Source organism: Pedobacter psychrophilus (assembly GCF_001652725.1).
Taxonomy (GTDB): Bacteria; Bacteroidota; Bacteroidia; order Sphingobacteriales; family Sphingobacteriaceae; genus Pseudopedobacter; species Pseudopedobacter psychrophilus.
The window spans coordinates 477,644-495,819 of sequence record NZ_LWHJ01000022.1; the positions used below are offsets into that span (position 1 = coordinate 477,644).

Genomic DNA, 18,176 nt, shown 5'->3' on the forward strand with positions numbered 1-18,176 from the left:
TACAATGCCTTTAATACTCCAAATAGAAACTGCTACACAAACCTGCTCTGTTGCCTTGGCGAAAGATGGAAATGTTTTGGGAACCATTCAAAAAACAGAGAAAAACATTCATGCAAGTCATATCACTTTATTTATTGATGATATTTTAAAGCAGAGCGGTAAAGCATACAAAGATTTAGATGCCATTGCAGTAAGTATGGGACCTGGCTCTTATACTGGTTTGCGAATTGGCGTTTCTACAGCAAAAGGATTATGTTATGCATTAGATAAACCATTAATAGCAATTAATTCTTTAGAAGCGATGGCTGCAGGTTTTAAGCAAAAGTGCTTTTCGGTTAATGCCAACACTTTATTTTGTCCAATGATTGATGCTAGAAGGATGGAAGTTTATTATTCTATTTTTGATAATCATTTAAATATTATAGAAGAAACGGCAGCTAAAATAATTGATCAGGAAAGTTTTAATGATTTATTGCATGATAATAAAATCTACTTTTTTGGTGATGGTGCCGCTAAATGCGAAGATGTGTTAGGCTTAAATTTAAATGCGAGAGTTATTGATGATTATTTATGCAATGCTGATGATTTAACATTTTTAGCATTAGAAAAATTTAAGAATAAAGATTTTGTTGATGTTGCTTATTTCGAGCCTTTTTATTTAAAAGACTTTGTTGCAGGTAAAAAATCTAATTAATTCTTTCTATTTCTCTTATCTGATTTTCTTGCTCTCTTTTCTATAGCTCTATTCTGTTTTTGAGCTCGTCTTAATTCCCTAGGACTTAATCTGCTTACAAATCCTGTTTCTTTATCGTTTAAACCTGGTATTTCATCTGCATTACCAATGTCTTGCATCTTTTTCCCAAATTTCATGTTTAAACCAATAAAAAAGGAAAGTCTTGGGTTTCCATTCCCAATATTTTCGTTTTTTGTGATAAAACCTTTTGAGAAATAATAGGTAGGGAAAACTTGATCAGAACCAATATAAAATTCTGCATTAGGTGATTTAATCATAAACTGAGAACCTAAATTCCAGTCTGAAACTAAATCGTAAACAGGATTAATACTAATGTTAAAGGCATTTTTCTTAAAATTATTAACCAAAGCAATTTGTCCGGCTTTATTAAAAGTACTTTTATTAAATACAAAAGTAGATTGGTAAAAATCAAAATCCTTTGATGCAGTAAAAGTTGTTTTGGTATCAATTAAACTATAAAAATTTTCATTGCTCTGAGAGACATTTAAAATCTTTTCAAAGCTTGAGAAAAATCTATTATTTGCACCTAACCTATTAGCTCCATTAACAGTAAAATTGTCATCAAAATTATAAACCGAACTTTTTTTGCTCCAGTGTATAAATCCTAAATCTCTGATATTTAAACTTAAATAAATACCATTTTTAGAGGTGTAAGATGCGCCAGCGCTAATTGCAGTACCAAAGTTCTTAAGATTAGGAAGAAGTTTAGAATATGAGAGATTATCTGTACCGAAACTAGATTTGTATTGTCCTTGTAACCCAGCGGTATAACTTGTGTCACTATCAATAGTTAGTTTTGAGGAATTGATGTCTAATTTGTTATATAATGAACCATTTAACAAAGAGATTTTTGCACCAAAACCCCAGCGTTCATTGTAATTTTCACGATAATTTAATGCTAGCTGCCAGTAAGATTGATTTATGCCTTCTGAGTTTAAAATATTAGAATAATTAGTTTGTTTAAAATTTGAAAAATCATCTAATAAGGCGAAAGTTCCGTTACTGATATTAATATTTCCTTCATCCTTAAATTTTAAGGATATACCTATTTCCCTATTATAATTGGTTGTTTTAAAAATTTTAAAACTGAAAAGGTATAAACTTGCATCATAAATTAAATTGTTTTTTTTGCTGAAATCGCTAAAACTCGATGCTCCAAAAACTCTTGTAAATGCATATTTTTTAAATGCAGTTTGGGCTTCTCCTTCAAAATTCCCAAACATAAATAAAGAGGGCAAAATGGTTATTGCATATTTTCTGCTGAAATCTTTTTGAAAACTTTGTTCTACAGGGTTTTCAAAAGAATCATATAAAGTGCCGGAATGATTTAAAGAGAAATTTTGTGCTGAGATTTTAAAAACAGAAAATATGATGAAAATTAATAATAAACATTTTTTCATATCTTAAATTTAGTAAACCTTGAACGTAAGTTAACCGAATAAATTCTTAAAACTAATTGTTATCTAATAATAGGCTATCTACGCTTGGTAATTTAATATTTGATAAGGGCATTTTATTCATATACATATTTGTAAAAAATTTATCCTTATCTGCACTAAACTGTATTGCAAAGCCATAAATATCTTTCCAATTAAAATTATCACTTTTAAAATCATTGTAAGATGTTCCGCTTAAAAAAGATCTAATTAATGCTTTTGAATTACTGTTATGTACAAAGAAAAAAATGTTTCCCTGGTTGGATAAATATTGTTGAAAATCTAGGTGTTTATCAGTTCTGCTTAAAAATTTTTGATTTTTATAATTTTCTAAAAACCTGTTTAACGCAGTGGTATTATTTGCAAAAACTAAATGATTTTCTATAAATGCAAAATAAGGCCTTCTAAAATTTTCAAACGGTTGTCCAAAGTAGGCTTCTAAAAGATAAGAATCATCAAAATGACGTATATTTTCATTTATTTCTGAACTGATTGTTGATAATAAAAATCTTAATCTATTGGTATTGCTGGTTTTTACAATACCAATTTTATCTCCGGAAGCCAGTTGAAAAACCCCAAATTCTTTACCAATAACAGGGATTAATTCTTTATCAAGATTAACTGCATGATTCTTTGAAACGATGTCTAATTGATTTTTAAGTTTATCCCATTTTTTCTGTTCAATCTGCAATTGCTGCAATTTTGTTTTAAAGCTTCTATAATTAGATGTAAAATAAAAACTATAAGAAGCAACATCAAAAGGAATAATATTTATTAAAGTATTTGCGCCAGGTTGTTGAGATAAAAAGAGATTGAAATAATTATTATTGCCCAACTGTGGGTTTGTAATGCCACTAAACATAAAGGCATTGCTCTGATAATTGATATTTAATGAAGCTGTGGCTTTTATATTTTTTAAATTAAATGTTTCTTCTGGATTTTTTCTGTTTGAAAAGTTATTGAAAAAATCAGGTAATTTATCAAAATTGAGATATAGATTAGCAATTGAATTTTTATTACGAACACTGTTATTATCAATTTTAAATTGATTCTCAATATTTTTGCCAGTCAATAAATTGATGCTTTTATTCAATAATAAGGAGTCAAAACTTCCTACAAAAATGGATTTATGTACAAAAAACCTAAATTTTGATTGGTTACTAAAAGCAATCTTATAAATCTTTTCATCCTTATAATTGCTAACGTTAATTTTATATTTACTTTTTAATATGCTTAAAACATCATTTTCGGCATCTATATTTTTAGCTAGATTTGCCAATAATAAAAGCTGAGCATTATTTTTTTCAGTCTGGTCTAATGCAAAATAAACATCGCTTCCAATAAACGCCGGCGACAGATTTTGATTATCAACAAAAATTTGTTTTACTGCATTTAGATGAGAAATGGTTTCTTTTCCCAGGATATCACTAAAAAGGTTAAAATCTTTAAAGATGTCATAAAAAGTCGTTTCATTTTTATATTCAAATACAATTGAAGCATCATTTGGGACAAGACTAAAAATTTTCTCATTAGAATACTCTGATGAGGATAAGTTCTTAAAGTAGAGCCATGTAACGCCAATTATCCCTAAAAAAAGTAAGCTAACAATTATTATAATCTTCTTCATTTCACAAAATCCTGAGTTACAAAAATAGATTTTTGCATTGAAGGCTCGAAATTGGATTCATCTTTCTTAAATTAGCGCAACCATCAAACACAAAAACATGAATAAAAGGATAATTATGGCGGCTGCAATATTTGGAGCTTTAGCAGTAATTTTAGGAGCATTTGGAGCCCATAGTTTAAAGAAAATTATTACTGAAAGTCAATTAGAAACATGGCATACAGCGGTTCAGTATCATTTTTATCATGTTTTTGCCCTATTATTTTTATCTACTTTTGGGAGGTTTAAGAATAATATCATTAATTTTTCTGCATGGTGTTTTGTTGTAGGTATCATTTTTTTTAGTGGATCATTGTATTTATTATCAATAAATTCTATTTTAAATTTAAATTCAAGTTTGCTCGGTCCAATAACTCCTATAGGCGGTTTATTCTTTATTTTAGGATGGTTAAGTTTACTTTTAGCTGCTGTTAAAGATAAATAAATGATAGATTTTGATGGAGGTGATAACAGAAAAACTTTTTTTGTAGAGGTTATTTTACCCTTAGCAATTCCGCAAACTTATACTTATAGAGTTCCTCAAGATTTAAACGATAATTTATCAATTGGTAAAAGGGCGGTTGTACAGTTTGGAAAAAGCAAGCTTTATACTGCAATTATCTGTTCCATTTCTAATCTTGCACCATCTAAATATGAAGCAAAATATTTGTTGGATATTTTAGATGATGAAGCAATAGTTACTGCAACGCAATTAAATTTTTGGCAATGGATTGCCGATTATTATTTGTGTACCATTGGCGAAGTGATGGCGGCAGCATTGCCAACAGCCTTAAAATTAGCAAGTGAGACTAGGATAGTTTTAAGTAACACCTCAGAATTTGATAGGAGCTTATTAACCGAAAAGGAGTTTTTAATTTTAGATGCCTTAGAAATTAGGAACGAACTTAGTATTACAGAGATTACTAAAATACTAAATCAAAAAGCGGTTTTTCCAATTCTAAAAGATCTACTCCAAAAAAAAATCATTTTTATTTTAGAAGATATTGCCGAAAAGTTTGTCCCTAAAAAGGTAGCAACTATCAAACTAAATTCTTTTTATGATGATAAGGAAAATTTAAAACATCTTTTTGAAATATTAGAGAAAGCGCCCAAACAGGCTGATGCTTTATTAGCATATCTTAAACTTCAAAAAGAAAAAGGTGAAGTTAAAAAGAATGCAATTATTGAGGATGCAGGAGTGAGTTCGGCTATAATAAAGGCTTTAATTGATAAAGATATTTTTGTTCAGTCTAATAAAGTTGTGAGTAGGTTCTCCTCATCAGAAGATGTTTTAGAAACCGATTTTATTTTAAATGCAGAGCAAGATAGTGCTCTAAAAGAAATCCAATCTGATTTTGAAGAAAAGCAAGTTGTTTTATTACATGGCGTAACCTCATCGGGTAAAACCCAACTTTACATCCGGTTAATTGAGGAATATCTTGCTTTAGATAAACAAGTTTTATATCTATTGCCAGAAATTGCACTCACCGGTCAAATGATTGATCGCCTTAAGGTTTATTTTGGCGATAAAATTATTGTTTATCACAGTAAATTTAATGACAATGAAAGGGCAGAGGTTTGGCAGAAAGTTTTAAAAAAGGAAGTCAACATAGTTTTAGGTGCCAGATCAGCAATATTTTTACCGTTTAATAATTTAGGTTTCATCATTGTTGATGAAGAGCATGAAGCAAGTTTTAAACAATTTGAGCCCGCACCAAGATATAATGCAAGAGATTTAGCCATCGTTTTAGGCGGAATGATGCAATCAAAAGTGTTATTAGGTTCTGCAACACCTTCATTAGAAACTTATTTTAACGCCCTAAGTGGTAAATATGGATTAGTGAAGTTGACCACAAGATTTGGTGGTGTTAAACTTCCTGAAATTGAGGTCGTGAGTATTTCTGAAGAGCGAAACAGGAAATTGATAAAAGAAAATTTTACCAGTATTTTATTAGATAAATTAAACCAAACATTAGAAAATAAGGAACAGGCTATTCTTTTTCAAAATAGAAGAGGTTATGTCCCCGTTTTAATTTGCCAGACTTGTGGTAACACTCCAAAATGTATCAATTGCGATGTGAGCCTTACTTACCACAAGGCATCGGGTAAATTGCATTGTCATTATTGCGGTTATAAAGAGGATAACATTACAGAATGCCCCGCTTGCGGTTCTAAACATATTTCTTACAAAGGCTTAGGGACAGAGAAAATAGAAGATGATTTAAAGGTGATCCTTCCAGATGTGAAAATTGCCAGAATGGATTATGATACTACTCGCAATAAAAATGCACACCAAATTATTTTAAATGATTTTGAGGAACGTAAAATAGATGTTTTAGTAGGCACACAAATGGTAGCAAAAGGGTTGGATTTTGATAATATTACTTTAATAGGAATTATTAACGCAGATAGTATCATTCAATTTCCTGATTTTAGGGCTTATGAGAGAAGTTTCCAAATGTTATCTCAGGTTGCAGGTAGGGCAGGGAGAAGAACTAAGCAAGGAAAAGTTATCATACAAACTTATGATGTTAAACATAGGGTAATCCAACAGGTTGTAAATAACGATTATGAGGGAATGTATCGTGAAGAATTAATCGAAAGAAAGCAATTTAAATATCCTCCGTTTTATAAAATCATTCAAATTAATATCAAGCATAAAGATTTAGGGAAGCTTTTAGCTATTTCAGAAGATTTTGCTAAGCATATTAAATCACATTTAGGAGAAATGGTTTTAGGACCACATTCTCCTTTAGTGGGTAGGGTTCGTAATTATTATATACAAACCGTAACCTTAAAAATTGATTATAAACATCAATCTATTACTAAAATAAAAAACCTGCTTAAACAGCAGGTTAGTGATTTTTTAGCTAATAAAACAAATAAAGGAACTTTTGTTATAGTTGATGTAGATCCTTATTAATCTCGTCCAAAATTAAATTGTAAACTTAATAAGCCTAATGGTTTGGTATTAAATTGCCACCTACTAAAGTTATTTACAGAAGTGGGAGCATTTGTATTGTCAGATTTTATTTCCTTATCATGGGTATAAATAAAATCAATACCTGTTTCTGCACTGATGGTAATAGCAGGGATCACATTATATTTAACGCCTAAGAAAGGATAAATTAAACCTCCGTTCTTTTCTATATTAGCATTATATAAAAACGTGTTATTATTAGCATTATTAGATTTACCATCAAAATTTGCTCTTTTATAGCCAAGATCAATACCGTAAAAAGGTTGTATTTTACTATAGATTAAACTACGTTCAAACCCCATTTTCAAATCAAAGGATTTATAATCTCCTATAACAACCTCACAATTTTCACATTCATTTTTAAAAGAGTAGTTATCTTCTTTTACATTTGAAACCTGGAAACGGTAACTAATTTGGTTATCATTTACTTTAGCAGTAATTCCGTTAAAGCCAGAAGTGTAGAAAATATTTCCATTACGCACTTCATTTAAAAGCTTTGGATATTCTTGTATGGTTAAAGCGCTTATCCCAATAGAATAATTGAAATCACTTTGAGATTGACAAAAAGTGATTTTAGAAATTGCTAAAAGCGTTATTAATAGTAAGGTTTTTTTCATTGTGTGTACTGCAAAAGTATGCTTTATTTTCCTCTTCCTTCAAAAATAATAATAAATGTATAAAACATAATCTTGAAATCTAAAGCTAAGGATCTATGCTCTATGTATATGATGTCAAATGTCAAACGTTTAATCATTTGTTCTATATTCTCTGCATATCCATATTTAACTTGGCCCCAAGATGTTATGCCAGGCAAAACTTTTTGTAAATATGAATAATGAGGCGCAATTTTCTTTATCTGATTTATATAAAATGCCCTTTCTGGTCTTGGCCCAACTACAGACATTTCTCCTTTTAAAACATTAAGAAATTGGGGTAATTCATCCAATCTTAACTTTCTTAAAAAACTACCAATTCTTATCAATCTATTATCATTATTATATGATAACTGTGGGCCGTCCTTCTCTGCATCAACAACCATCGTTCTAAATTTTAAAATATGGAAAGGCACCCCTTTTTTACCAATTCTTTCTTGAATATAAAATATGGGGCCTTTGGATGTTGTCTTTATTAAGATGGCTATCAAAATAAATAAAGGACTTAATATAATCAATACAAAAAGGCTGAAAACATAATCAAAAATTTTCTTGATGGTTCTTTGCCAAAAAGGCATATAATCACGATTTAAACTTATTAATGGTAATGCAAAAAGATAATTCACTTTAACAAAACCCGATACCACATCAAACATATCTGGGATGATATTTATAAACACATCAGTATTTTCTAAATCATCTAAAATTGATTTAAGTTGATGATGTTGTGAAGTTTCTATAGCGATGATCACTTCTTCAATTTGGTGGTTTTGAATAATTATGTCAAGCTGGTTTAGTTCACCAAGATATAATTGGTTATCAATTTTTGAAGGAAGTTTCTCTTTGTCTAAAACAATGAAGCCCAAGATTTGAAAACCTAAAGATTTTTTTTGACTTTGTATTTCTTGATAGAGCTGGAAAGCTTTTGTGTTGTTACCAATTATTATAGTTTTAAAGCCTAGAACATTGTTTTGCAATAGTCTCTTTAAAATGGTTAGGGTAATTAATCTAACAGAATAGATTATCATAAAATGATAAAATGCAATTTTAATAGCGGCTGTTATAAGCTCTTGATTTGATTGACCTTGATAGTATAAACTTTCTAAGATTATATAAGCTATTGATAAAACTACCGATAAATTTAAAACAGCTATAAACTCTTTATATCTGGATTTTCTTAAAGGTTTTTCATAATGTCCAAGAAATTCGTAGAGTAATAAAAAGAATAATATTAAACCTATAAAGTTTATGATAGAAAACTGATTTACAATATTGGCCGCTTTTAAAGTAAATGAGAAAAATATTAAGCCAGTAAAATTACAGGTAATAAATAATAAGGTAATCTTCTTAGGCATAAATAAAGTAGCTGTTTATCAGTACTAAGTTGTTTAATTTTGTGCAAAGCTAAGAAATAAGCTAATAATTAATTCTTAGATTATATTTTTGAGCAATGGCTTATAAGTTTGTAGATAATTATAGAGAAAAGGGTGCAAGAAAAAAACTTGTAAAGGAATTACAACTTAAAGGTATTACCGATGAAAATGTTTTAGCTGCGGTAGGCAGGGTAAAAAGGCATTATTTTTTTGATGAGACTTTTTGGGCGCAAGCCTATTTAGACAAAGCTTTTCCTATTGGTGAGGGACAAACCATCTCTAATCCTTACACAGTTGCTTATCAAAGCGAACTTTTACACATTAAAAATGGCGATAAGGTTTTAGAGATTGGTACGGGCTGCGGTTACCAAACTTGTGTTTTGTTAGAGCTGGGCGCTAAAGTTTTTACTATAGAAAGGCAACAGAAATTATACGAACGTACTTTAAAGGTATTACCCCATATCGGTTATAAAGCAAAGTTTTTTTTAGGAGATGGGTCTAAAGGAATTGCAGAACATGCACCTTACGATAAAATAATAGTTACTGCAGGAGCGCCATTGGTGCCGCAAATTCTTTTAAAACAGCTTAAGATTGGAGGCATTTTGGTGATCCCCGTGGGGGATGAAAAAGAACAAAAAATGGTAACGGTAATTAGGGTGAGCGAGAATGATTTTGATAAAATAGTATTGGATACTTTTAGATTTGTACCCTTACTTGGAGACCAGGCCTGGTAAAATTATTGATCTTCTTTTTTATTATCAACCACCACAAAAATATCTTCGTTTTCTTTTTTCATCAGATAACGCTCACGGGCAAATTTTTCTAAACTTTGCACATTGGTGGTCAATTCTTTTAGTTCCTTATCGGCTTTTGCGATCTCTTTGTTATAAAAATCTTTTTCCTCTTCTAGTTTATTTACTTTATTTCTATACTCATATTGGGAAGCAGCATCATTTCTATCGAAAAAAAACATCCACACTAAAAAAGCTATCCCCGAAAGGAAAAATTTATTTCTAAGTAGATTGAGCAAATTTTTCATATTGATTTAAAAATAAAAATACAAATTTTCAATCATTCCTTTTTTTATACACTTATAAACAATTAATCCTGTTTTATCTTGATTTACTTATAATAAATGAGGTTGACCAGTTTTTTTTGCTGTACCTGCTGCAAAATATGCAGTTATAAAAACCAATACTACAATCGTAATTAATATCCAAAACCAAGTGGTATCTAATAATTGTTGTCCGGATAAATGGCTAACAGCTGACCTAGATACGTAAACATCGGGTACTTTATCAGCCGCAAAGCTTAATGTTTGCATCAAAACTAAAGCAAATGCAGTTAAACTAAATTTAGAAGCGATTGATTTTGAAGAGATTTTCATTTTTCTTAATTTATGTTGGTATTGATATTTCAAAAACTACTCCAAAAATAGAAAGACGAAAGCGTAGTTTCAGTTTTTTTTTGAAATAAATAAAGTACCGCTTTTGGATTTTTTGCATCAAAGTTTGAATCTCTCCATTAACCGCATTTAATAACGTGATTTGGTTTGTGTTTGCATCACTAAATAATAACATCTCATATTTATTTTCCTTTATCTCTACACCGGCAGATATATCATTATCTTTTTTACACGAAGAAAATATGCTGATAACGTGATCAGCGCTAAAATTTTAGGGTATTCTTTTTCATTTTTAAAATTGCAACTATGTTGCATTAATTTTATTGATATTTAAGAATCGCTTTATATCAAGTAAAAAACTCGCCACCCTATAAAAAGAGCGACGAGCCCTAACCAGCACTAAATTTTTATTGAATGGTAGTAGGGAAAATTGCTTCTAAATCTGTACTTCCTGGTGCAAAGCTTCCATTTTTTGTACCAGCTGGTGCCTTAAAGTAATTTTTAAAGTTCCAGAACTTGCAGCAGCAGTTGTACCGGTAGCGGTTAAGCCAACGGCAAGGTTGTTCTTGTCTTTATCGAAATTGCTAAAAGTTAGATTAAGCCCTGTAGAAGGAGCATAAACGAAAAGATGGTCAAAATTTTCTGCTAAAACATCTGCTCTTACGTCTAATATCGGTGTTTTAGATTCGTCTAATAAGGCATCTACACTTACAGAGTAAACAGAACTTGGCTTTAACGCTAACACATCAATAACTGGGGCTTTACCACCATCTCCGTCTAAATCTTTCCAAGTAACCAATTTGATGTCGTTAGAATTTGCATTGTTAACAAATTTTAGTCTGATAGTGGTAATTAATTCATTGTCGTCCACATCAGGTAAATCGTCTTTTTTACATCCTTGAAAGGTCATTGTTCCTACAGCTACTGCAAGAATCAAAAATTTTAATTTGTTTTTGTACATCATTTTTAATTTAATTGTTATTATTTATGTTAATTGTTTTAAATGGGTATTTGTATTCTTAAAATAAAATTTCTACCTACATCATCAGCGTAATACCTAAATCTGTTTAGGTAATCTCTGTAAACTTTATTGGTAATATTTAAGGCGGTTAGGCTAAGGCCGATGGGTTTTTTATTGATATAAAAATTAGTTCTAGCATCAAAAGAAAATAAAGTATACGCTGCTGGAGTCGGCGAATAATCTTGGGTTTGTGATACCCTGTTTTGCCTTGCCGTATGTGAAACGCCAAAATCTAAACTGGTTTCTCTAATTTTTCCCTTACCGGGGATATTCCAAATGGCATCTAAGCTGTATTTATCCGAAGGGATAAATTCTAAATGTTTGCCGGTATTTCTATCATAAGCCCTAACAGTAGAGTATTTTGCTAACAACCTTGTATTTTTAACCAATGGTGCTGCGGCAGATAAATCAATACCAGAGAAACGGGCATCAACCTGTACATAATTAAATGATGGGTACGCCCCGCGGATGGTAAGCACCAATTCTTTTCCTGGCTTTAGATAGATGTAATTGTTCATCAAATTATAGTAAGCGCTTACATCAAAAGTGAAAAGACCTTGTTCTTTTTTAATTCCAGTCGCAAAGTTATAGGCACTTTCTTGGGTTAGGTTTTTGTCTCCAATCTCAAATGTGCCGCTACCTTGATGGGTACCAAAACTAAATAGTTCATTAATTGATGGAGGTCTCCAACCTTTGCTGATGGTTGCGTTTGCCAATAAATCACTTGATAGTTGATAGTTTGTACCTAAGGTTGCAGAAAACTGACTAAAATTAAATTCTGGTCTAATTTCTGGAGAAGTTTGCACCCTTGGGTTTTCTCTCAAACGGGCTTTCATATATTTATAATCGTATCTTAATCCAGCTTCAATCTGAAATTTGTTGTTGGTATATTTTTCAATTGCATAAACTCCTGGAGCTATGCTGTTAAAGAATGGAACCAAAAACCTACCATCGTAAAAGTTTTGCTGATAAATAGTGTTCGTTCCTATTTTACCAGAAATATATTTACCAATTTTATGCTCTAGATGTAAATCGAGATTATGGGTAGATAACTCAAAACGAAGTTGATAGCTTTTATCTGCAGCACCTCTAACTTGATCAAACTCTTCCCTGTTATTTTGCTGAAAACTATATTGAAAGGCAAGTTTATTATTCAGATTTAAACTATAGAAACTCTTTAGTTTAATAATATTATGGCTAACAGATTGGTACGGCCTTTCAATATTATAACTAAAATCTGCTTTTGGAACCATACGAATACCGTCGATAGAATTTTGTAAATCTTCCGTACTTCCAATCTGAGAACCTGTAAAAATCCCTAATTTTGTATTAAAGCTACTAGCATAGAGTTCTGTATTAAACTTGCCTTTTTTGTATCCTAAAATAAATGCACCATTTATTTGATTGTAACCAGTATTTTTAAGATAATAATTTGGGGTTTTAGAATTGCCAGCAATTTGAGAAGTAAAATAAGCTCTGTAACTCCAATTATCAGATTTTAACCCTGCATTTTCTATATTAAAATTTAATAAACCTTGTCCGTTATTGGTGCCACCAATTAAATTTATATCCCCTTTAATGCCAGTTCCATAATTTAATTCGCTCGGTTCTACCAAAATAACTCCAGCAATGGCATCAGAACCATAAACTACCGCAGATGCTCCTTTTAAAACAATAATTTGGTTGGCGATTAATGGGTCAATTTCTGGTGCATGTTCTGCTCCCCATTGTTGCCCTTCTTGCCTTACGCCAGCATTGTAAATAAGTACACGGTTAGAGTGCATCCCGTGAATTGCCGGTTTAGAAATAGATGGACCAGTTTGTAAGGAACTTAATCCAGGAATCTTTTTTAAAGCTTCCCCTAAACTCAAACCTTTTGTTTGCTCTAAATCTACGCCACTTAAAACAGAACGGGTTTGAATGGAAGTTTCTTTGACTTTTTCTGTTTTAACTACAACTTCGTTAAGTGCTTTTTCATCTGCTAAAAGGTTAACGTTAAGTTCTGTTTTCCCTCGCACACTAACTTTAACAATTTTTGAGTTATAGCCAATAAAAGAAACTTCGACACTGTAAATTTGATTACAAAGATTATCCAAATGGAAATGCCCATCTACCTCAGTAATGGTTTGTTTTTTTGCATCAAATAATTTGATGCTGGCACCTGGCAATACTTCTTTTGTATTGGCATCTTTGATGGAGCCAAAAATAATAGAATTACATTCTTGTGAATATAAATTACTGATATTTAGCAATATAAAAATTGCCAAACACCAATAGTGTTTAAAAAAAAGCATAATAGAAATTTTAATGAAACTTAATAGTTAAAGAAATTTATACTATCTGGTTTAAAGGGGGAGCTTTATTATTAAAGCTGATGGAATTCTTGAAAGAATAATTGTAGAAAGTAAAGCTGTAGGTATCAACAAAAGATAACTTTATTTTAATTTCTTGAGGGAATAAAATACCGTTAAAATGGCTTTGTATTTTAATTGGATTACAACAATTAGATTCGTAATCTTTAATATGAGCAACTTTGGTGGTATCGTTAGAATAAGCGTGATTATGGAAAATTTGAAAAAACGGAACAGATGCGAAAACTAGACCTAGCAATATAAATGCTAACCCTCCATTTCTTAATTTCTTATTCTTTAAAATCCTCACTCTGTAAAATTATCAATTAAATATCATTAATTAAATAATGCTGTAACAAAAATAACGAGTTAATGTAAAAACTTCAATAAATGAAGTAAATCAACAATTAATCATCCTCAGCTTTTATTTATAAATGTAATCGAGCAATTAATAAATAGAAAAAAATTGTTTTAGATTAATTGTTTTTTCTATGATAAATGTGCCAACTGATAGGTTTTTTTACGCAAAAAATCCAAAAATTGAGGGTCTTTAAATGTTATTGGCAAATCATCAGTCCCCTGTAATTTACCAATACTGATTTTAAGGGTCTTGTTTTTTTTATTAAAAAGTTCGGAAGGTAGCATTGCCGTTTGTAGCGAAGGATGAACGTAACGCAATAAGCTAAAAACAAATCTGTTATGTCCATGAAAATACACTGGTAATACAGGTACTCCAGCTTTTGCAATCAATTTACCCACCACTTGATGCCATTTTCTATCGATAACCTTTAATGTACGGAAGTCAAAAGCAGAAACTTCACCGGCAGGAAAAATAGCTACTGGAGTACCGGATTTTAATTTGCTCAAAGTTGTTTTTAAACCGGTGATGCTAGAACTATCTTTTATTTTTTCAAAAGGATTAACAGCAATAATTTGATCTGCCAAATGAGGTATCTTTTTTAGAAGGAAATTACCCATAAATAACGTATCGGGCCTTTGAGTTACCAAAAGCTCTAACAAAGCCAAAGATTCTACAGCTCCATACGGGTGATTAGCAACTATGATAAAAGCACCAGTTTTGGGGATATTTTTTAATTCTGTTGAATCTACTTCAGTTTTGATATTCAAATAGCGGAAAACAAATTTTACAAATTCTAGTCCTTTTAATTCTTTTGCATCGCTCAACATATTATTTAGGGCGTTAATTTTCATCGCCTTCATTAAAAAACTTGCCAAACTTGGGAATCTTTTTGTACCCGTTGCCGCTTTAAAATCTTCTTTACAAATAATTGCCATTTGGTAAATGTATTTCGCTAATATACTCTGCGACTGTTATAATCTTGTTAATCCTTAAATTATTTTTGTTAGCTGAGAAATATTTTATATGGTGAGTTTTAAAGGGTTTTTTATCAGACACAAAAAAACCGTAAACTTAAAAAAAATAAATTTACGGTTAACAAATCTAGTGATCCCTCTGGGATTCGAACCCAGGACCACTACATTAAAAGTGTAATGCTCTACCAGCTGAGCTAAGGAATCGTTTTTGTATAAAGAGGGGCAAATATAGAAATTAAAATCTTTTGCCCAATTCTTTTAAATAATTTAATTAAAGCATTGTAAACCCTCACAATTCCGTTTTTTTTTAAACCTAGTTATTTATCCAATTTTTGAATTTATATGTTCAATTTTCTTTCCTAACAAACATATTGTTTTTAAAATTTTGTGTTGGCATTAATCCAAAATCAGCTTTAATTCTTTTGCGTTCTTTAACAATAATTGTGTGCTATTGGCGCTTAATTTCTGCATCAGGTTTTTGCGGTGAGTTTCTACGGTATGAGTACTCAAAAATAGTTTTTCTGCAATATGCGGGCCATTTAATCCATTATGCAAAAGCTGTAGAATTTCCTTTTCTCTCCTTGTTAAAACGGGGGTGTTTTTTAAAGCTTGATTTACAGAGTTAAATTGCTCCAAAATTTTTTGGTTTGCATCTTTGCTCAAAAAAAGTTTATTGTCCATCACCTCGTTAATTGCACAAAGTAATTCATCTCGTTCCATGTTTTTGAGTAAATAACCGTTTCCGCCTCGGGCTAAAAACTGGCTAATAATTCCCGCTTCATTGGTAGAAGTAAGGGCGATAATTTTTGAAAAACTATTTTCAGCTCTAATAATTGTACAAAGTTCTAATCCATTAATATCGGGCAAACTAATATCTAATAAAATAACGGATGGTTCAACATTTTTTAAAGTTTCTAGAGCCGCATTTGCTGTTCTGCAAATACCAATAACTTTAAGGTTAGCTTCGCCACTAATCATATTGGCAATCCCATCACCAACTAAAGGATGATCATCTATAATAAGCAGGGTAATCATATAATATATGTTAAATAGATTTTGTTAACGAAAGCAAATTACTGTTTATTTAACAAAAAATCCATTAGTACGGTAGTGCCAATTTCTTGTTCAGAATCTATAGCTAATTTACCTTTTAAATAATTTACCCTGCTTCTTACCGATTCCAATCCGGCGGTATTTAGATTATTGTCGCTCATATCAAAGCCACGGCCATTGTCTTCTACGGTTATACTCAAACGTTCATCTTCTCTGTTAAATTGGATAATTGCTTTGCTGGCATAGGCATGTTTGATAATGTTGTTTAATAGTTCCTGAATAATGCGAAACAACATCATTTCTGTCGATGGATTTAATCTCTCTTCCATTCCATAATGTTGCATAGAAACATCAATTAATTTCCCCGCATTTATACTATTACATAATTCTTGAACGGCTGGGATCAATCCAATTTTAATTAAAACCTCAGGCATCATATTATGTGCAATTCTACGGACTTCCACAGCGGCAGAATCAACTAACACATAACTTTTTTGGAAAAGTTCATTATTCTCCAAAGTTTTTTCTTCGTGTTTAAGGGTACTTAATTGCATTTTAATGGTCGAAAATAATCCGCCCAAACCATCATGTAGGTCTTTGGCAATCCTTGTTCGTTCTGTTTCTTGTCCGTTAAGCATAGATTGTAGCGAAACTACTTGCTGTTGTCTCTCTAAAAACTTTACTTGCTCGCTTTGTAACGCTTTATCTTTTTCGGCAATTATCCTTTTTTGGTGGTTATTTCTATATGCAAAACCAAAAACCAAAATTAAAGCTGCTGCCGAAATGCCAACAGCCAATAATAAGCGATTTTTTTTGGTCGCAGTAAGTTGTGCCTCTGCCTCACTAAGTTTAAGCTGTGCTATTGTTTTTTCTTTCTTTTCATTTTGATAACCCGCTTCTAAAAAATTAAGCTGTTCCATGTTTTGTTGCGATGTAATATTCTCATTCAAATCGGCAGCAGCCTGAGTGTAATAGTAAGCACTGTCATAGCTGCTTTGACTTTGATAAATTTGACCTAGTAGTTTAGCGGCACTGTAAGCAACCTGGTTAATCGAATCTTTTTTAGCTCCTTGATAAGCATTTTGAAGATATTTTGTAGCAATAGCATTCTGTTTATTTTTACTATAAACTTCGCCAAGTTGACACATGGTTTGATAAATTTCCGCATTATTATTGAGATCTAAAGCTAATTTCAGCTTTTGCTGATAAGCATTTAATGCAGCAGGGATGTTTTTTAAGTATGTTTGTTCATATTGGGCTTTCATATCATAAAGCACCAATTTGTAATCATCTTTTTGATAGTCACTCAATGAAGTATCTGAAAGGTTGTTTTCTAATGAATCTATTGTAGCTTTTACTAAGCTTGCATTTCCTTTTTCATGTGCTAAATCCATCCGCTGCGACCAATACAAATAGGTTAGGTATGGTTTAGATGATTTAAGTAATGGATAGCATAAATCCAGATATTCCGCAGCTTTTTTAGGCTGTTTAAGCATACTGTAATGACTGGCTATGTTAACATAAATAATGCATTTGGCGTTATCATCTGGTTTCATTTTTTCTAACAAAGCCCTGCTTTTAAAGTAATAATCTAAGGCAGTAGTATAATCAGCGTTTTTACTATATATACCCGCTAAATTATTTAATGCTTTCATTTTAACCAATTTTTTTAAGGTTTCATCAGGAATAGAAGGGGCTTGGTTTTCTAATTCTCTAAAATACTTTATGGAATTTGCCCAATCATTTTTTCTGAAATAGTAATTGCCCTTTGTTAACAGTACCTCACAAATTCCTTTCTGAAAATTTATTTTTCTGGCTATTGCTTCAGCTTTGTTTAATAATGCCAATCCCTCCTCATCCTCACCCTGATGAAGAATTTGATAAGATGCCAATTTGCGCATAGCCAGCATTTTTGTGCTATCAACCTTGGAGGTTCGGATGACTGTTTTTAAACTATCAACATTTACTTGTTGCGCATTAGTTTGAAATGATAAAAGCAAAAAGCTGGAAAAAATAGATATGCAAATTTTGAAATGAAATATTTTTAACATGGATAATAATTTTTTGTATGAAAATAGTAATTCATTTTTAGAATTTAACTAACTGGATTCAGGTATTTTACCTGTTAAATAAATACCTATTTCTGGGAATA

General features: G+C 31.1%; 16 protein-coding genes and 1 tRNA gene. 4 read left to right on the forward strand and 13 right to left on the reverse strand.

Annotated elements, in window-relative coordinates; genetic code table 11:
* Positions 1-4 precede the first annotated feature (4 nt).
* Positions 5-694, forward strand: a complete 690-nt coding sequence (gene tsaB, locus A5893_RS06925; protein WP_068821815.1) for a tRNA (adenosine(37)-N6)-threonylcarbamoyltransferase complex dimerization subunit type 1 TsaB — start codon at positions 5-7, stop codon at positions 692-694.
* Here the strand turns inward: tsaB and A5893_RS06930 are convergent.
* Both A5893_RS06930 and A5893_RS06935 read right to left on the reverse strand, forming a co-directional pair.
* The gene (locus tag A5893_RS06930; RefSeq protein WP_068821816.1) at positions 691-2,154 is read right to left on the reverse strand and encodes a DUF5723 family protein; all 1,464 of its coding nucleotides are present in this window, start codon (positions 2,152-2,154) and stop codon (positions 691-693) included. The genes tsaB and A5893_RS06930 overlap by 4 nt on opposite strands.
* A gap of 52 nt (positions 2,155-2,206) precedes the next feature.
* On the reverse strand, positions 2,207-3,817 hold the full coding sequence (locus A5893_RS06935) for a hypothetical protein (protein ID WP_068821817.1): 1,611 nt from the start codon (positions 3,815-3,817) through the stop codon (positions 2,207-2,209).
* Between the two features lie 97 nt (positions 3,818-3,914).
* Here A5893_RS06935 and A5893_RS06940 point away from each other — a divergent pair, with 97 nt between their 5' ends.
* Both A5893_RS06940 and priA read left to right on the forward strand, forming a co-directional pair.
* Entirely contained in the window at positions 3,915-4,298 is a 384-nt protein-coding gene (locus A5893_RS06940) for a DUF423 domain-containing protein (protein ID WP_068821818.1), read from the forward strand.
* Complete coding sequence (priA, locus tag A5893_RS06945) at positions 4,299-6,776, forward strand: replication restart helicase PriA (protein ID WP_068821819.1); 2,478 nt, start codon at positions 4,299-4,301, stop codon at positions 6,774-6,776.
* Here the strand turns inward: priA and A5893_RS06950 are convergent.
* Entirely contained in the window at positions 6,773-7,450 is a 678-nt protein-coding gene (locus tag A5893_RS06950; protein WP_068821820.1) for a hypothetical protein, read from the reverse strand. The genes priA and A5893_RS06950 overlap by 4 nt on opposite strands.
* 23 nt (positions 7,451-7,473) lie before the next feature.
* Positions 7,474-8,841, reverse strand: coding sequence for a sugar transferase (locus A5893_RS06955; protein ID WP_068821821.1), 1,368 nt, complete (start codon positions 8,839-8,841; stop codon positions 7,474-7,476).
* A gap of 95 nt (positions 8,842-8,936) precedes the next feature.
* Here A5893_RS06955 and A5893_RS06960 point away from each other — a divergent pair, with 95 nt between their 5' ends.
* Entirely contained in the window at positions 8,937-9,593 is a 657-nt protein-coding gene (locus A5893_RS06960; RefSeq protein WP_068821822.1) for a protein-L-isoaspartate(D-aspartate) O-methyltransferase, read from the forward strand.
* Positions 9,594-9,595: 2 nt separating this feature from the next.
* Here the strand turns inward: A5893_RS06960 and A5893_RS06965 are convergent, their stop codons facing one another.
* The 9 genes from A5893_RS06965 to A5893_RS07005 form a co-directional block, all read right to left on the reverse strand.
* A complete protein-coding gene (locus tag A5893_RS06965; RefSeq protein ID WP_068821823.1) occupies positions 9,596-9,898 on the reverse strand; it encodes an FtsB family cell division protein in 303 nt (100 codons plus the stop codon).
* Positions 9,899-9,985: 87 nt separating this feature from the next.
* Positions 9,986-10,246, reverse strand: a complete 261-nt coding sequence (locus A5893_RS06970) for a hypothetical protein (protein WP_068821824.1) — start codon at positions 10,244-10,246, stop codon at positions 9,986-9,988.
* 454 nt (positions 10,247-10,700) lie between these two features.
* Positions 10,701-11,228 (reverse strand): hypothetical protein, encoded by a 528-nt coding sequence (locus A5893_RS06975; protein WP_082911362.1) that lies wholly within the window; start codon positions 11,226-11,228, stop codon positions 10,701-10,703.
* Positions 11,229-11,263: 35 nt separating this feature from the next.
* Positions 11,264-13,579 carry a TonB-dependent receptor gene (locus A5893_RS06980; RefSeq protein WP_068821825.1) on the reverse strand — a complete coding sequence of 772 codons (2,316 nt, stop codon included), beginning with the start codon at positions 13,577-13,579 and terminating at the stop codon, positions 11,264-11,266.
* A 37-nt stretch (positions 13,580-13,616) separates the two neighbouring features.
* Entirely contained in the window at positions 13,617-13,946 is a 330-nt protein-coding gene (locus tag A5893_RS06985; protein ID WP_068821826.1) for a hypothetical protein, read from the reverse strand.
* Positions 13,947-14,125: 179 nt separating this feature from the next.
* On the reverse strand, positions 14,126-14,932 hold the full coding sequence (locus A5893_RS06990; RefSeq protein WP_068821827.1) for a lysophospholipid acyltransferase family protein: 807 nt from the start codon (positions 14,930-14,932) through the stop codon (positions 14,126-14,128).
* Between the two features lie 170 nt (positions 14,933-15,102).
* Positions 15,103-15,175: transfer RNA gene (locus tag A5893_RS06995), tRNA-Lys, on the reverse strand.
* 192 nt (positions 15,176-15,367) lie between these two features.
* Entirely contained in the window at positions 15,368-16,006 is a 639-nt protein-coding gene (locus A5893_RS07000; protein ID WP_068821828.1) for a response regulator, read from the reverse strand.
* A 38-nt stretch (positions 16,007-16,044) separates the two neighbouring features.
* Positions 16,045-18,075 carry a tetratricopeptide repeat-containing sensor histidine kinase gene (locus A5893_RS07005; RefSeq protein ID WP_068821829.1) on the reverse strand — a complete coding sequence of 677 codons (2,031 nt, stop codon included), beginning with the start codon at positions 18,073-18,075 and terminating at the stop codon, positions 16,045-16,047.
* Positions 18,076-18,176 lie beyond the last annotated feature (101 nt).

Excerpts from the sequence above, each read along its gene's own strand:
- tsaB (WP_068821815.1), top strand. The coding sequence starts at position 5 with ATGCCTTTAATACTCCAAATAGAAACTGCTACACAAACCTGCTCTGTT.
- A5893_RS06930 (WP_068821816.1), bottom strand. The coding sequence starts at position 2,154 with ATGAAAAAATGTTTATTATTAATTTTCATCATATTTTCTGTTTTTAAA.
- A5893_RS06935 (WP_068821817.1), bottom strand. The coding sequence starts at position 3,817 with ATGAAGAAGATTATAATAATTGTTAGCTTACTTTTTTTAGGGATAATT.
- A5893_RS06940 (WP_068821818.1), top strand. The coding sequence starts at position 3,915 with ATGAATAAAAGGATAATTATGGCGGCTGCAATATTTGGAGCTTTAGCA.
- priA (WP_068821819.1), top strand. The coding sequence starts at position 4,299 with ATGATAGATTTTGATGGAGGTGATAACAGAAAAACTTTTTTTGTAGAG.
- A5893_RS06950 (WP_068821820.1), bottom strand. The coding sequence starts at position 7,450 with ATGAAAAAAACCTTACTATTAATAACGCTTTTAGCAATTTCTAAAATC.
- A5893_RS06955 (WP_068821821.1), bottom strand. The coding sequence starts at position 8,841 with ATGCCTAAGAAGATTACCTTATTATTTATTACCTGTAATTTTACTGGC.
- A5893_RS06960 (WP_068821822.1), top strand. The coding sequence starts at position 8,937 with ATGGCTTATAAGTTTGTAGATAATTATAGAGAAAAGGGTGCAAGAAAA.
- A5893_RS06965 (WP_068821823.1), bottom strand. The coding sequence starts at position 9,898 with ATGAAAAATTTGCTCAATCTACTTAGAAATAAATTTTTCCTTTCGGGG.
- A5893_RS06970 (WP_068821824.1), bottom strand. The coding sequence starts at position 10,246 with ATGAAAATCTCTTCAAAATCAATCGCTTCTAAATTTAGTTTAACTGCA.
- A5893_RS06975 (WP_082911362.1), bottom strand. The coding sequence starts at position 11,228 with ATGATGTACAAAAACAAATTAAAATTTTTGATTCTTGCAGTAGCTGTA.
- A5893_RS06980 (WP_068821825.1), bottom strand. The coding sequence starts at position 13,579 with ATGCTTTTTTTTAAACACTATTGGTGTTTGGCAATTTTTATATTGCTA.
- A5893_RS06990 (WP_068821827.1), bottom strand. The coding sequence starts at position 14,932 with ATGGCAATTATTTGTAAAGAAGATTTTAAAGCGGCAACGGGTACAAAA.
- A5893_RS07000 (WP_068821828.1), bottom strand. The coding sequence starts at position 16,006 with ATGATTACCCTGCTTATTATAGATGATCATCCTTTAGTTGGTGATGGG.
- A5893_RS07005 (WP_068821829.1), bottom strand. The coding sequence starts at position 18,075 with ATGTTAAAAATATTTCATTTCAAAATTTGCATATCTATTTTTTCCAGC.